Origin of the sequence: Hufsiella arboris, from assembly GCF_009834875.1 — a bacterium.
GTDB lineage: Bacteria > Bacteroidota > Bacteroidia > Sphingobacteriales > Sphingobacteriaceae > Hufsiella_A > Hufsiella_A arboris.
This window is the reverse complement of record NZ_WVHT01000001.1, coordinates 209,695-225,408: the sequence shown is the minus strand read 5'-3', so window position 1 is coordinate 225,408 and position 15,714 is coordinate 209,695. Positions and strand designations below refer to the sequence as shown.

11 protein-coding genes are annotated in these 15,714 nt (G+C 44.9%); 7 read left to right on the top strand and 4 right to left on the bottom strand.

The annotated features are described in order from the left end of the window. The first annotated feature begins 40 nt into the window (after positions 1-40). Complete coding sequence (locus GS399_RS00965) at positions 41-1,765, top strand: S41 family peptidase (protein WP_160842636.1); 1,725 nt, start codon at positions 41-43, stop codon at positions 1,763-1,765. Between the two features lie 6 nt (positions 1,766-1,771). On the opposite strand, the gene GS399_RS00960 is transcribed toward GS399_RS00965, so the two are convergent. Beyond that, on the bottom strand, positions 1,772-2,785 hold the full coding sequence (locus tag GS399_RS00960) for a helix-turn-helix domain-containing protein (RefSeq protein ID WP_160842635.1): 1,014 nt from the start codon (positions 2,783-2,785) through the stop codon (positions 1,772-1,774). 88 nt (positions 2,786-2,873) lie between these two features. Between GS399_RS00960 and GS399_RS00955 the strand changes: the two genes are divergently transcribed. Beyond that, positions 2,874-3,554, top strand: coding sequence for a hypothetical protein (locus GS399_RS00955; protein WP_160842634.1), 681 nt, complete (start codon positions 2,874-2,876; stop codon positions 3,552-3,554). Here the strand turns inward: GS399_RS00955 and GS399_RS00950 are convergent. Next, complete coding sequence (locus GS399_RS00950) at positions 3,551-5,590, bottom strand: prolyl oligopeptidase family serine peptidase (RefSeq protein WP_160843232.1); 2,040 nt, start codon at positions 5,588-5,590, stop codon at positions 3,551-3,553. The two genes, GS399_RS00955 and GS399_RS00950, sit on opposite strands and share 4 nt — an antisense overlap. 183 nt (positions 5,591-5,773) lie before the next feature. Here GS399_RS00950 and GS399_RS00945 point away from each other — a divergent pair, with 183 nt between their 5' ends. The 5 genes from GS399_RS00945 to GS399_RS00925 all read left to right on the top strand — a co-directional run bounded on the left by GS399_RS00945 (position 5,774) and on the right by GS399_RS00925 (position 13,698). Next, on the top strand, positions 5,774-6,457 hold the full coding sequence (locus tag GS399_RS00945) for a response regulator transcription factor (RefSeq protein WP_160842633.1): 684 nt from the start codon (positions 5,774-5,776) through the stop codon (positions 6,455-6,457). After that, the gene (locus GS399_RS00940) at positions 6,454-7,779 is read left to right on the top strand and encodes a sensor histidine kinase (RefSeq protein WP_160842631.1); all 1,326 of its coding nucleotides are present in this window, start codon (positions 6,454-6,456) and stop codon (positions 7,777-7,779) included. Before GS399_RS00945 ends, GS399_RS00940 begins: the two co-directional genes overlap by 4 nt. A 116-nt stretch (positions 7,780-7,895) precedes the next feature. Further along, positions 7,896-9,284, top strand: coding sequence for a TolC family protein (locus GS399_RS00935; RefSeq protein WP_160842630.1), 1,389 nt, complete (start codon positions 7,896-7,898; stop codon positions 9,282-9,284). A gap of 8 nt (positions 9,285-9,292) precedes the next feature. Next, complete coding sequence (locus GS399_RS00930; protein ID WP_160842629.1) at positions 9,293-12,565, top strand: efflux RND transporter permease subunit; 3,273 nt, start codon at positions 9,293-9,295, stop codon at positions 12,563-12,565. 11 nt (positions 12,566-12,576) lie between these two features. Continuing rightward, complete coding sequence (locus GS399_RS00925; RefSeq protein ID WP_160842628.1) at positions 12,577-13,698, top strand: efflux RND transporter periplasmic adaptor subunit; 1,122 nt, start codon at positions 12,577-12,579, stop codon at positions 13,696-13,698. An 11-nt stretch (positions 13,699-13,709) separates the two neighbouring features. On the opposite strand, the gene GS399_RS00920 is transcribed toward GS399_RS00925, so the two are convergent. Together GS399_RS00920 and GS399_RS00915 are read right to left on the bottom strand one after the other, a co-directional pair. Further along, a complete protein-coding gene (locus tag GS399_RS00920) occupies positions 13,710-14,654 on the bottom strand; it encodes a Smr/MutS family protein (RefSeq protein ID WP_160842627.1) in 945 nt (314 codons plus the stop codon). A gap of 43 nt (positions 14,655-14,697) precedes the next feature. Further along, a complete protein-coding gene (locus GS399_RS00915) occupies positions 14,698-15,714 on the bottom strand; it encodes a zinc-binding alcohol dehydrogenase family protein (RefSeq protein WP_160842626.1) in 1,017 nt (338 codons plus the stop codon).

Below are 15,714 nucleotides of genomic sequence, written 5' to 3'. Positions count from 1 at the left end.
AAACTTTTTTCGTACATTTAATTCCCTTATTTAATGTGAGATGAAGCTGAGTAAGACATTATTCCCTCCCCTGAAAAAGACGATCCTGTTTGCTTGTATCCTGGTAAGTATAACGGCACTTGCTTTCCGCGACGACTTGTTTCAGGCATCTAAAAACCTGGAGATTTTTGCGTCGGTCTACAAGGAGTTAAACATCAATTATGTTGATGAAATTAACTCGTCCAAAATGATGCGTGCCGGTATTGACGCTATGCTCGATGATCTGGATCCTTACACAGAATACGTGCCTGAATCAGACGTGGAAGACTACCGGATGAAATATGTAAGCACCCAGTATGGCGGTGTCGGCGCTACGATCATGTCGCGGAACGGGCGCATCTACATCTCCGATCCATACCAGGGATTTCCAGCGCAAAAAGCTGATATCCGTGCCGGCGATGAACTGGTTCAGATCAACGGCATAACACTTAAGGGAAAACCCAATGATGAGGTAAGTACGCTGCTGAAGGGCCCAAAAAGTACGCCGATAAAATTGCTGATTAACCGCCCCGGCGAAACAAAAACGATTGAAAAGAATATCGCGCGAGAGGAAATCACTCAGCCAAATGTTTCTTACTACGGTGTGGTCGGCGGAAATGTAGGCTATATTAAGCTCGACAAATTCCTTGAAAATTCTGCCCAGGAAGTAAAGGATGCACTGGTGAACCTGCGGAAAAATAACATAAACAGCCTCGTGCTGGATTTGCGGTATAACGGTGGCGGTATTTTACAGGAAGCGGTAAAAATCGTTAATCTATTTGTAAATAAAGATATCCTGGTGGTAACACAAAAAGGAAGGAACGCCGAAAAGACAATTCCCTACCGCACATTCCAGGCCGCGGCAGAACCGACTTTACCTTTGGTTGTACTCGTTAACAACCGTTCAGCCTCGGCTTCAGAGATAGTTGCCGGTTCCCTGCAGGATCTGGACCGCGCCGTGATCATCGGGCAGCGTAGTTTTGGAAAAGGTCTGGTTCAGCAAACGTTCAGCCTGCCTTATAACAGTTTGGTAAAAGTTACCGTAGCAAAATACTACACGCCTTCCGGAAGATGTATCCAGGCATTGGATTACACGCACCGCACCACCGAAGGCAATGTTGAGAAAGTAGCCGATTCGCTTATCACTGAATACAAAACTGCTGATGGCCGCTCGGTTTATGATGGCAGCGGCATCTATCCGGACCTGGTTATACCTGCTCCGAAATACAGCCAAATCACGCAAACGCTGGTTAGCAAGTATTACATTTTCGATTATGCAACCAAATTCCGAAACGCTAATCCTTCGATAACCGAACCCAAAACATTTAAGCTGACAGATGCACAATACGCGGAATTTGTAAGCTACCTTTCTGATAAGGATTATAACTACAGCACACAAACTGAAAAAATGCTGACAACCTTGCAAAAGGAAGCTGAAAAGGACCGCAAAATGACTGAGATCAAGCCGGAATTTGACGCCTTGAAAAGCAAAGTGTTTTACAGTAAAAAGAATGATCTGACCCAGTTTAAAGGCGAAATCAGACAGGTGTTGGAAAACGAGATCGTATCCCGCTATTACTTTCAGAAAGGCCGGCTGGAAACAGGATTTAAATATGATAACGACCTGAAAAAGGCAATCAACGTTCTATCGGATAAAGTGATGATAGCTTCCATTTTGAAAGGCGAAGGAACTTATAAAACTATCGGCAAACCCGGAGAAGATTTCTCTGCGAATGCTGGAAAATAGCAATTATCATTTTAATTTGTCGCGCAGTAACAAGTTATTGGGTGAAAGCCCGTACTTCTTTTTGAATGCATTGCTAAAGTGCTGTACTGAGGAATAACCAAGCTCGAAAGAAATCTCGCTCGTGCTTTTTATTTTTTGAAGCAACTGGCTCTTTCCAATTTCCAGCCTGGCATCAGCCAGATATCCAAAAACAGTGGTGCCAAAGACTTCCTTAAATCCGCGTTTTAATTTGTATTCATTTATCCCGGCTATTTTAGCCAGTTGGAAAAGGCTTGGCGGCGCTTCAATATGATTCAATAGATATTCACGGGCATAGCGAATACATTCCTGGTCATACCTTGATTTTATATAGGTATATGACTGACTTAAGTTTTTATTGCAGACCTCTGCCTGGAGTACAAGAAACTCGATGCTTTTTGAAAGCAAGTACATTTTCTTTAATCCATCCCGGTAAGCACAATTTACGATGCTGTCGATTAAATTGATCATTTCAGCATCCATCGGGAGATTTTCAGGCGATAAAAGGCTTGTGCGTCCGTTTAGTACATTTTCGCTAAAACGGCTAAGTGCATCATTCGCGTTTGCAGTAAGTCGCAAAAAGATCTCTTTGGGAAACTGTATGAAAAACATAGAGCTCCGCAGGCGTTCGCTTTTTAATAAGCCTTCGCCGGCATTATCGGTATCGGTATAAAACAGGTTGTGCTGATAATTCCCAAATAACTTCGTACCGTTTCTTGTGTTGCTTCCGGCAAAAACAGAACCCCGAAGGTTCGCCTGGAGAGTGACCAGGCCGACGTCGATGCTATAGTTCCATTTCAGATCGACCGGTTCTTTATAATGCCAGTCGGAAAATCCCATTCTCAGACCGTCGAAATACCAGTCGGTCGCATGCCCCTCAACATCAGAGTGCTCTATTTTTTGCGATTGCTCGATTAACGCATCACTTTGGAGGCTGTTTGAAAAAAACTGACTGAGCGTTTCAAAATGGTTGCTTGAAATATCAGACATCTCAAATGACATTGCTCCCGATTTTATAAGTTTTACTCCTTCTAATATAACCATTCCTAGCCCGAAAGCGGATATACTTGCTGTAGTTAAAAGCAAGCTTATGAAAAACACTGCCGTAAATCTTAGCACCGGAATTTCTGGAATCGTTATGTACTTATTAGTGTTGCTGGAAATACCGTTTTATTTTTTTTACACGCCAGCGGCGGATGGAACCACGCCGGTTAATATTGTATTAATCAGGATTTTGATCGACCTGTTTATTTGCATTGGTCTGATCGGATTTTTTTCAGGCTTCAGAACGATTGTAGCTTGCGCGAAGCCGGAGGTTGAATGGATTGCGGCCCTGATGTCGGCTCTTGGAATGGCTTTTTCAATCGTAGCCCTGGTAGCCGATTCTATACAGGTCGGAAGTGTGTGGGCTGCCGGCACAAAGACGATAAATCCTACCTGGGTAGGCGCTGGTGCTGAAGGTGCGCTGCTCATTTACGGGCCGATTAATCGCCTGCTGAATTCCCTGATACTTTTTGCCGGAAGCACGTTGGTATTAAAAAGCCGGCTATTTCCAAAATGGACGGCTGGCTTTGGTTACTTTTCCTGTTTGTACAATTTACTGTTTATTCCAACCATGTTTTACATGACGACGCCACTTGATTTTTACAGCACTAATGGCTGGAACATACCGATTGCCGCAAGTTTCTTCTTCCTGTGGATTTTTATAATAAGCATATACCTGCTAAGAAATAAACCGGCAAGTCAGCAATCGCCTTCTCCTGCGGTCTAGAACTTCAATCCCATGTTGTAAAACAGGAAGGCCCATTTATCTGCCTGTTCGCTGATGACCTGCGCCGTTGATTTTCCGGCTCCATGACCAGCTTTCGTCTCGATGCGAATCAAGACCGGCGCCTTGCCCGACTGGTATTCCTGCAAACGAGCGGCGAATTTAAATGAATGCGCGGGCACCACACGGTCGTCATGATCGGCGGTTGTAACAAGTGTTGCCGGATAAGCTGTTCCCTTTTTTAAGGCTTGATAAGGCGAATATTTATACAAGTACTCAAACATTTCCTTCGAATCTTCGGCGGTTCCATAATCGTATGCCCATCCTGCGCCGGCCGTGAATTTATTGTAGCGCAACATATCCATTACACCCACAGCCGGAAAGGCAACTTTAAACAGGTCGGGCCGCTGTGTCATGGCGGCGCCTACCAGCAATCCGCCGTTTGAACCGCCCGAAATCGCCAGGTAATCCTTCGACGCGTATTTGTTTGCGATAAGGTATTCGGCCGCTGCAATGAAGTCGTCGAATACGTTCTGCTTATTCATTTTCGTTCCGGCGCTGTGCCATTTTTCGCCGTACTCGCCGCCACCACGCAGATTCGGTACTGCATAAATTCCTCCATGCTCCATCAAAATAATATTTGATACACTGAAAGCCGGCGTGAGGCTCACATTAAAGCCGCCGTACCCATACAAAATGGTCGGGTTATGTCCATCCAGTTTCAACCCCTTTTTATAGGTAATGATCATAGGCACTTTTGTTCCGTCTTTCGAATTAAAAAACACCTGTTTGGATTCGTATTTCGAAGGATCAAATTTTACACCCGCTTTTTTAAAGGCGGTTGATTTTCCCGATGTGATGTCATATTTGAATATGGTGGCGGGATATACATAAGAGGTAAAAGTATAATATGTTTCCTTTTCATGCTTTTTGGCATTGAATCCGGAAGCGGTGCCTAATCCCGGCAGTTTAATGGCGTGTTCCAATTTACCTTCCATATTATATTGTTTAACCAGCGAAGTTGCGTCTTTCAGGTATTCCGCAAAGATCTTTCCGCCTCCGGTACTAACCTGCAATACATTTTCAGTTTCGGGGATCAGGTCCTTCCAGTTAGCAGTGCCCGGGTTAGACACATCGACCGTTACAAGGCGATAGTTCGGTGCATTCAGGTTAGTGAAGATATAAAGCTTGCTGCCCACATTATCGATAACGCCATGTTCGTTGTTGAAATCCGAAACGATCGGTATGATCGCTGAGCCGGGTGTACCCAGATCCTGGAAATATAATTCATTGCCTGTCGTAGAGTTTGCCGCTGAAATGATCAGGAAGCGCTCATCTTCCGTAAGGTAAGCGCCGATATAGCGGCGCGGCGTCTGCTCTCCGCCAAATATAAGTTTATCATCGCTTTGCGAAGTGCCGAGCTTATGGAAGTATAATTTGTGGTACTGGGTCAAGCCCGATAACTGGCTGCCTGCTTTAGGTTTATCATAACTGCTGTAATAAAATCCTTCTTTGCCTTTCCAGGCCAGGCCACTGAACTTGATGTCTGTTAATGTATCACCCACAATCGTCTTATCAGCGGTTTGCAAAACGATCACTTTACGCCAGTCAGAACCGCCTTCCGAAATCTGGTAAGCTGCCAGGCTGCCATCCTTGCTGAAATCGATCCCCGCCAGCGAAGTAGTGCCGTCGGCAGAAAATTTATTCGGATCGAGAAAAACCTCCGGCTCGCCCTTTTCTGTCTGCCGGTACAAAACCGATTGATTCTGTAGTCCGTTGTTTTTATAGAAATAGGTATATGCGCCTTCCTTAAAAGGTGCGCTGTATTTTTCGTAGTTCCATAGTTCCTGCAAGTGGTTTTTAATTGCATCGCGGTAAGGTATTTTCGAAAGATAAGCCTGGGTAACTTTATTTTCTTCTTTAACCCATGCTTTGGTATCTGCCGCCTGGTCGTCTTCCAGCCAGCGGTAAGGATCGCCTACGGATGTTCCAAAATAGGTATCGGCAACATCGCCCTTCTTCGTTTGCGGATAAATCATGTTTTCTTGTGTTTGTGCAGAAGCGCCGGCTATGCAAGCGGCACCCATAAATGACAAATAAAGGTTTTTTATGCTCATGTCGCTTAAGGTGAAGGGTAAATATAAAAAATGGGGATGAGATTGAGAGCCGGCTAATGAGTGTGCTTCAAAATTCGTTCAGAATTCCGTTTTATCTTTGTGAGTATGAAGATACTAGCCGTTGAAGACAATAAGGAGCTGGCTGCAAGTATGCTGGAATTTTTATCGCAGGATAATAATATTTGCGAGCACGCAGAAAATTATGAGCAGGCTGTCGATAAACTTTCGCAGTACACCTACGACTGTATTTTGCTGGATATCATGCTTCCCGATGGCAACGGCCTGGAAATCCTGAAATTCATACGGACTAAAAATATCAGCAGCGGCGTGTTGATCATCTCAGCCAAAGATTCACTGGACGACAAAATCGTGGGCCTGGAGCGAGGCGCCGACGATTACATCACCAAACCTTTCCACTTGTCAGAGTTGCAGGCAAGACTTCGTGCTATCTACCGCCGTAAGCAGTTAAATGGCGATCATGTCATCACGTTTAACGAAATTGCGTTGAATACCGACACGCTGGAAGCAACTGTGAACAGTAAATTTCTTGACATTACACGTAAAGAATTTGAACTACTTTTGTACTTTCTTGTAAACAAAAACAGGGTTTTATCGCGGCAGGCCATCGCCGAACATTTATGGGGTGATTATACCGACAACCTGGCGAACCTGGATTTTGTGTATCAGCACGTAAAAAACCTGCGCAGGAAAATCAGTTCATTAAACGGTGTAGATTATATCGACACGGTTTACGGGCTTGGATACAGATTTAAATCGACAGCGATATGAGGTTAGTGGACAAATTTACCATCTGGTTCATCATAATTTTTGTGTTGGTTACCCCGGTCAGCATGTTCATCTCGTACCGCAGCATCAAGGAAAGGATGGATACGTCAGAAACGGTTCGGCTTACTGATCTGAACAATCATATTGCCATGCAGCTAAAGAGCGGTGCTGCTCCTCAGCAGTTCACCATCAGTCATCCCATTACAATTGAACGGGTGGCAGCGCTGCCGGTAAATAAGGTCGAGGTAAGTGAAGAACAGCGGTTTAACCGCAATAGAAATCAAAACGAATGCAAGCTGACGGTAAGCTCTTTTTATAACATAAATGATAGCTACTATAAAATATCATCGTATAACGATGTTACCAAAAGTAAGGAAATATTAAATGGCATGCTGCGGGCTGTTTTCTGGAAAATGGCCTTAATTATTTTATTGATCGTTATAACTACTCGCCTGGTTTCTAAATACATACTTTCATCCTTTCAAAAAACGCTCGATACTATACAAGTTTTCAGCCTGCGGCAGCGCGAAAAGCTGGAGCTGCCTGAAACGAATACCAAAGAGTTCAGGCAATTGAACAGTTTCCTGAAAAAGATGACGGATAAAGCTGCTGATGATTATTCAAAAATGAAGGAGTTTAGTGAGAACGCGTCGCATGAACTGCAAACTCCGCTGGCAATCATCAGGAGTAAACTTGAGCTGTTTGCTGAAACAGACATTAGTGCCGAGCAGGCTGACCTGATCGGCGATATGCAAAATGCGATCGAGAAACTAGTCAGGATTAACCGCTCACTGCTGCTGCTTACCAAGCTGGAAAACCTTGAATATGAAGCGGCCGAAGATCTTCGCTTCTGCAAAATAACCAATAGTGTATTGGCTTCTTTCGAAAACTGGATTCAACTCAAAAATATCAGCCTCGTTAAAAACGTCGACAAGAAAGTTTCGCTACGCATTCATCCCTCGCTTGCCGAAATTCTGCTGACTAACCTGTTGAGTAATGCCATTCGTTATAATTGGGAGAACGGCTCTATAGTCGTGACTCTTACTTCACACTCATTAACGATTAAGAATACAGGGTCACCACTGGAAATTCCCGCGGAGCAGTTATTTCAGCGGTTTAAGAAAAGCAACCAGTGCGCGGAGAGCGTTGGTCTCGGACTGGCTATCGTCAAACAGATTTGCAACGTAAACGGGTTTCATATTTCCTATAACTATCTTGAAGGCTATCATATTCTTCAGGTGGAGTTTACTAAATCGCCCGCTATTGCTGAAGCCTTTGAAGAAAAGCAGGTCGGAATTTTATTGGATTCGCCGGCTATTGTTTAATCAATCGTCATTTTTTTATACAGTTTTCTATTTTGTATCAAGACTTCAAAATTGCTTCAAAATGATCGGATAGTTTTGCGGCATTACGTCACGCGTACACGCAAAAATTGTCTTACATGAAGATAATCAGAACGACACTATTCCTTTCGATTTTTTTATATGCCGGTTTTGTAAACGCTCAGCAACAGCTTTCGATGAAAGAAGCCCTTCAGCTTGCGGTAGATAATTACAAAACGATCAAGGCCAAGTCATATTATGCAGAGGCTTCCAAAGCGGGTGTAACTCAGGCCAAACGCGATTACCTGCCTAATCTTAGTATCGGCGCCCAGCAGGACTATGGCACTATTAACGGACAAAATGGTCCTTTATACAGTTTTGGCGGTCTCGGTGTGGCGTCTTCAGGACTGCCGCTCGATCATCAGAACTGGAATGCATCCTTTGGTGCATTGTATCTAACCAATGTCAACTGGGATTTTTTTGCATTTGGGCGTGCGAAGGCCAGGATAAAAACGGCTGAGGCGGTTTATGAGCGTGACAACAACGATCTGCAGCAGGAGATATTTCAGCAAAAGGTAAAAGTGGCTTCTGCTTATCTCAATCTTTTGGCAGCGCAAAAGCTTACTGAATCTTACCGCAAAAACCTAAGCCGGGCCGATACTTTCAGGCATATCGTAGTTACACGCGTAAAAAACGGTCTGATTGCAGGCGTAGATTCTTCCCAGGCCAGCGCCGAAGTTTCTGGCGCAAGAATTACTCTTACAAAAGCAGTGGATTACGAACAGGAGCAGGCAAAAAATCTGGCTGTTCTGCTGAATATGCAGCCCCAGGAGTTCAGGCTCGACAGTGTGTTTTTGTCATCTATCCCAAAAGATATCCTGGTATCTGCCGGCTCAACGGAAAATCATCCCTTGCTTAAATATTATAAAAGTCTTGTTGAGATCAGCCAGAACCAAACGAGTTATTATCGAAGTTTCAACTATCCCGCTTTTACCTTCGTAGGTGTTCTGCAAACACGTGGTTCAGGGTTTAATAATAACTACGCGGCCGATCAAACATCGTTTACGCAAAATTACTTTGACGGAGTAAACCCCACGCGTACAAATTACCTGGTAGGTATCGGGCTTACATGGAACCTAACACAGCCTCTGCGGATTTCACAACAGGTGAAGGCGCAGCGCTATATCAGTCAGGGTTTGCAGCAGGAATACGACCTGACTAACCAGGAGCTTAACGCACAGCTGACCCTTTCCGATACGAAAATTAGGAATGCTTTACAGAATTATAACGAAGCTCCCGTGCAGCTCAAAGCTGCATCAGAAGCCTGGATACAAAAGTCTGTGCTTTATAAAAATGGCTTAACCAACCTTGTGGACGTAAGCCAGGCGCGATATACGTTGATACGTGCAGAAACTGATCGTGATATCGCCTATAACAATATCTGGCAGGCCTTACTCTTGCGTGCGGCAGCTTCCGGCGATTTCAATTTATTTGCTAACGAACTTTAACCCGCGATATGAATTTAATACGCTTCGCCCTTCGTAAACCTGTAACGATCATGGTGCTGGTTGCCGGTTTGCTTTTCTTCGGGATCAAGTCGGCGACTACGATCAAGGTGGATATTTTCCCGAAACTTGATCTGCCGGTAATTTATCTTTCCCATCCATTCGCTGGTTATACGCCCTCGCAGATGGAAACCATGTTCGGAAAACAGTATATCAATATCCTGCTTTTCGTTAACGGTGTTAAGAGCATAGAAACCAAGAATATCCAGGGATTGACACTGATGAAAATCAATTTTTATCCGGGCACCAACATGGCACAGGCGGCTGCTGAGGTTTCGGCGTTTTCAAACCGGATCCAGGCTATCTTTCCGCCAGGGTCCAATCCACCTTTTATTATTCGCTTTGATGCCTCCACGCTCCCTGTGGGCCAGCTCGTGCTGAGTAGCGCCACGCGAAGTAACAATGAATTGCTCGATCTGGCCAATGTGTATGTCAGAGCTTCTTTCACCTCGATTCCAGGCCTCGTTTCCGCGCCTCCGTTTGGTGGAAATGTACGGACTGTTTTGGTGAAAGTAGACCCGGAGCAGCTTCGCTCGCATAATTTATCACCCGATCAACTGGTGGAAGCATTGCGGTTGAACAATCTTACTGCTCCTTCGGGGAATGTGCGGATTGGCGATAAAAACTACATCACGCCAACGAACACAACAGTACATAATATTAAGGACTTCGAAAATATTCCCTTGTTCAAAGGAGGTGTCCAGAACCTGTACCTGCGGGATGTGGCAAAAATTGAAGATGGTGCCGACGTGACTGTGGGCTACGGACTAGTAAACGGCAAGCGCTCAGTTTACCTGAGTGTCGCGAAAAGTGCATCCGCTTCTACCTGGGAAGTGGTGCAGAGTTTGAAAAAAGCGCTTCCGAAAATGCAGAGCCAGTTGCCTGATGATGTTAAGCTAAGTTATGAGTTCGACCAGTCGGCTTATGTAATGAACTCAGTAAAGAGCTTGATAAGTGAAGGTGTTATCGGAGCCATATTAACCGGATTAATGGTATTCCTGTTCCTGGGAGATTTACGTGGAGCACTGATTGTAATCCTGACGATTCCTGTCGCGATTATATCGTCGGTGTTGTTTTTAAGTTTATTCGGTCAGACGATAAACATCATGACCCTTAGCGGCCTTGCTCTTGCCATAGGAATTTTGGTTGACGAAAGTACGGTGACAATTGAAAATATCCACCAGCACCTCGATATGAATAAGCCCAAGGCGCTGGCAATTTGGGATGCATGTAAGGAAATTGCCTTTCCAAAATTGCTGATCCTGTTCTGTATCCTGGCGGTGTTCGCACCGGCCTTTACGATGGGGGGCATTCCCGGATCGCTTTTTCTTCCATTGGCGCTTGCTATCGGCTTTAGTATGGTCGCTTCCTATTTTCTGGCGCAAACCTTTGTTCCGGTGATGGCCAACTGGATCATGAAAGTGCATCATCATAAAAATGCCAAAGGGGAGAACCTGAGCGATGCAGAGGAATATGCGGCGGCTGGTTTAGATCCGAAAGAAGAGCATGATACCTGGGCTCAGAAGAGAGCGCTTGTTGAAAAAGCCGACAGCGATAATAATGGAAAGATCAGCCGGTTTGAGAAATTAAGGCGCCGTTATATGGCGTTCATCGACCGAATGATGCCTTATCGTAGAATCATCGTTTCGGTTTACCTGGTCGCCACATGCCTGCTGGCATTCCTGTTGATGAGTACAATCGGCCGCGATGTATTGCCAAAAGTTAACGGATCTCAGTTCCAACTCCGCTTACGCGCGCCGGAAGGAACACGAATTGAGCTGACGGAAAAAAGAACTTTAACCGCTATCAATGAAATAAAGAAAATAACTGGTCCTGAAAATATTTCGATTACCTCCGCGTATGTCGGAACACACCCTCCTTTGTTTTCAACCAGCCCGATATTTTTATGGATGGCTCAGCCGCACGAGGCAGTTATCCAGGTTGGTTTGTCGGAAGGCTATAAAACAGATCTTGACGGTTTAAAAGAAAAAATTCGCAAAGACCTGAAAGAGAAACTTCCGTATACAAAAGTGTCGTTTGAGCCCATCGAATTAACCGACAAGATCCTTAGCCAGGGCTCACCGACACCAGTTGAAGTGCGTGTCTCAGGAAGAAATAAGAAGCTGAATGAGCAATATGCGCAAAAGCTGATCGGAGAGCTGAATAAAATAAGTTACCTGCGTGATGTGCAAATGTCACAGTCTACAAAATATCCGGCTGTTAACGTGGAAGTAGATCGCGTACGAGCTGCACAGCTTGGCGTTGACATGAACGACATTTCGCGTTCGCTGATCGCAAGTACATCGTCTTCCCGGTATACGGAAAAAAATATCTGGATCGATGAAAAGGGTGGATACAGCTATGCAGTGCAGTTACAGGTGCCCGAAAGTAAGATGAGCAGTATAAACGATATGAGCGAAATTCCGTTATCAAGAAATTCGGCCCGTCCGGTTTTGGGAGATGTGGCGACGCTTACTCCCGGAACTACTTATGGTGAAAACGATAATCTCGGGGCCACGCCCTTGTTGTCGGTAACAGCGAATCTAAATAACCATGATCTTGGATCGGCATCAAAAGACATTCAGGCCGCGATAAAAAATCTTGGAAAGCTGCCGCGCGGTTTAAACGTGGAACAGATCGGTTTGAGTAACACACTTACCGATACAATGGATAGCCTTGAAAGCGGGTTACTCGTCGCTATTATAGTTATATTCCTGATGCTGGCAGCCAACTTCCAGTCGTTTAAAGTTTCTGGAATTGTACTGGCGACGGTGCCTGCGGTAATTCTCGGATCGTTAACTTTACTCGTAATAACCGGTTCAACGCTCAATCTGCAGTCATATATGGGTATGATCATGTCTGTCGGTGTGTCCATTTCCAACGCCGTATTGCTGATTACAAACGCAGAGGAAATACGGATGCAGAATGCGAACGCGGTACTGTCGGCAAAAGAAGCTGCGGCCTTGCGGATGCGTCCGATCCTGATGACGGCGCTTGCGATGGTAGTAGGCATGATTCCAATGGCAAGTGGTTTGGGTGAGGCGGGCGATCAGTCTTCGCCATTGGGTCGGGCCGTTGTTGGCGGTTTGATCGCTTCCACCTTCGCCGCATTGTTTATTTTACCTTTGGTTTTCGCCTGGGGACAGGGTAAGGCTAGCGTAAAAAGTATTTCCCTTGATCCGGAAGATGAAGAAAGCCTGCATTATATCAACCTTAAAAATTAGCTAATTACAATATGAATAAGTTTGCGATAAAAAATATACTGAGCATCTTGTCGGCGGCCATATTACTTCAAGCTTGCGGATCATCTGAAAGCAAGGATCAGGAAAAAACAGATACTACACAGGCTCCGGTTACAGAAGTGGTGGCTGTAAGCAGCGGAAAACTGGCTTCATCTGTAAAGATTCCTGGTGAGCTTGTCGCGTATCAACAGGTGGATCTGTATGCGAAGGTCAGCAGTTTTATAAAGAAAATGAAGGCAGATATTGGCAGCCAGGTGCATACCGGGCAGGTTTTGGCAGTCCTGGAAGCGCCGGAGTATACGGCTCAGCTTTCAGGAGCAGAATCGAGACTGAAGTCGCAGGAAGCAATATATCTCGCAAGCAAAGCGACATACAACCGATTACTTGAAACAAGCAAAACGCCGGGAACCGTTTCGGCGAATGACCTGGAAGTCGCATTGGCTAAACAAAAGTCCGATCAGGCGCAGTTAGACGCTGCACGTGCGGCCTACCGGGAAGTAAGTGATACTAAAAATTACCTTCAGATACGTGCGCCGTTTGATGGCATTATTACTTCAAGGAATGTGAGCGCGGGCGCTTATGTCGGTCCTTCGGGAAAAGGATCTGAGATGCCTGTGTTTACATTGCAGGAACAAAGTAAACTGCGTTTGGCGGTAAGCGTTCCCGAATTATACTCCGGCGAACTTAGTAATAAAACAGAGGTTAAGTTCACCGTAAAATCGTTACCCGGACAGGAATTTACGGCAAAAGTCGCACGGTTGGCTGGCGCTCTCGATAGTAAACTGCGTTCTCAACGTATTGAAATGGACGTACTGAATAAGGATAAAACGCTTTTACCCGGAATGGTTGCCGAAGTGAATATTCCCCTGCAGGGCAGCATACCCACTTTTATTGTTCCCTCTTCGGCAGTTTTAAATTCAACGACAGGCATTTATGTGATCCGGGTGTCGGGCAGTAAAGCTTTTTGGGTGCCTGTTAAAACCGGAACAACGGCGGAAGACAAGACGGAAGTTTATGGCGACCTGAAGGATGGCGAGCAACTTGTCAAAACCGCTTCAGAAGAAATTCGTGACAGCTCGGAGGTGAAGAACGTAAAGCCGGCGGCCGGAAATTAGTTACCGCCGCCTCACTTTAACATAACTTCTGTTGCGCCATAACCGAATTTCTCCTTTCGGGCGTCCATGAATGTTTTTACTTGCTGATGTTTGCCCAGCGCTTTATGAATCTCCTGTTTCAGCGTGCCATTTCCGGTGCCATGAATAAAGATGATGGAAGGAAGCTTATGTACAATGGCCGCATCGAGTGACGTTTGAAATTGCTTGATCTGGACTTCAAGTATCTGACGGTTGCTTAAAAATTGGTGATCATCGCGAAGTTTTTCAATATGAAGGTCCACCTCTTTTGAAGGTTTTTCTATTTGTTGCTTCTCAGTTGTAGGCTTAAAGAAACTTTCCTTTAACTTTTCGGGGTCGATTTTTGGCTCCGGTTCATCCATCTCGATGATCCATGCTTGCTGGTTAATAATATCAGTTTTTGATTTTGACCCAGAAAAATCTTTCCCTTTAAACTTTTTAGTCAGCTGAAGCGGTTTTAACGGCGCAACAGATTGTTTCGTAAAATACAGGGCGCTGAATATAAAAGACGGCCACAATTCTATCTCGCCTAAATTAGCAGCATAAATTTTTGTTGCTGAGCGCGGTCCAAGAAGCCCTGCGTATTCACCTTTATACTGATGGTTTTTTTCGGTTGACAATGAAAGAAGTAACTGCCAGGAAGTTTGATTAATCACAAAAAAAGTAACCGCTGAGCTTTTGCTTAAATCTGGTACTACGGCCAGCTGAATTCCATGCGTTTTGAATTCACCCGATTGAGGCGTCTCATCCGTAGTTTCATGAACCTCTTTGCGGTCGGGCTCGCGGCCATGGACGTAGGTGATTTTTGATACCTGCACCGGAATTTCAAAGTCGTCGTCGCCGGTTACACCAACCATGTCATCACTGATGATCTTGGTAATAATCCCCTCATACTTCTCTTCTACAAAACGAACAAACTCACCCAACTGAAATTTCATGCGGTAAATTTAGCTGTAAAGATTTACAATTATTGGCAGCCAGTTAGTCAAAAGATATCATTGCTTTAATAACGTTGTTTTCAGGCGCTAAAAAACCTTTAAACGAATCTTTTGCTTTGTCAAAGGAAACCTTATGAGTTATATATGTTGAGGGTTTAACAAGATTGTTTTTCATAGAAGCGATTACATGGTCGAAGTCTGAGCGAAGTGCGTTTCGACTGCTCATCAATGTCCCTTCGCGTTTATGAAACTCCGGGTGGCTAAAGGAAATATCGCCTTTCTGCAAACCGATTAACAAATATCTCGCTCCATGAGCCATGTACTGGAAAGAATTGTTTATAGCGGCCTGGCTTCCTGTGGCATCAATAATCACGGTAGGCATATCTCCATTCGTTATATTGGCAAGCTGGCCGGAAATGTCCGCCGATTTGGCATCGATCGTATAATCGATGCCCAGCGTTGTTTTACAAAACTGAAGCCTTGACTCATTAACATCCAATGCAATAACATTAGCTCCGGTGATTTTCGCAAACTCCATAGCGCCTAATCCGATTGGCCCGGCTCCAACAACAAGAATGAATTCTCCAGGTTTTAAGTTCGTCCGGCTTATTCCGTGAGCACCTATAGCAAGCGGTTCAACCAAAGCGAGTTCATCAAGGCTTAAGCCCTGGCTGTGTACCAGCGAATTGGACGGCACTGAAAGATATTCCGCCATACCTCCATCTGTGTGCACTCCGCAAACTTTGATTCTTACGCAACAATTAGGTTTTCCATTCCGGCATGAAATACAATTTCCGCAGCTGAAATAAGGTATGATAGTAACTGTTTCACCCAGTTCAAAGCCTGGTGCATTATCCATTTCAACGATCTCGCCGGCAAGCTCATGCCCGAGTACACGCGGGTATTCGAAGAAAGGTTGTTTACCTTCGAAAGCATGCAGATCGGTTCCGCAAATTCCTACCCGTTTAATCTTGAGTATCGTATGATCTTTTTTTAAATCGGGCTGTTTCCTACCGATATAATCAAGTGTTCCGGGTGTTGTACAGCTAAGCGTTTTCAT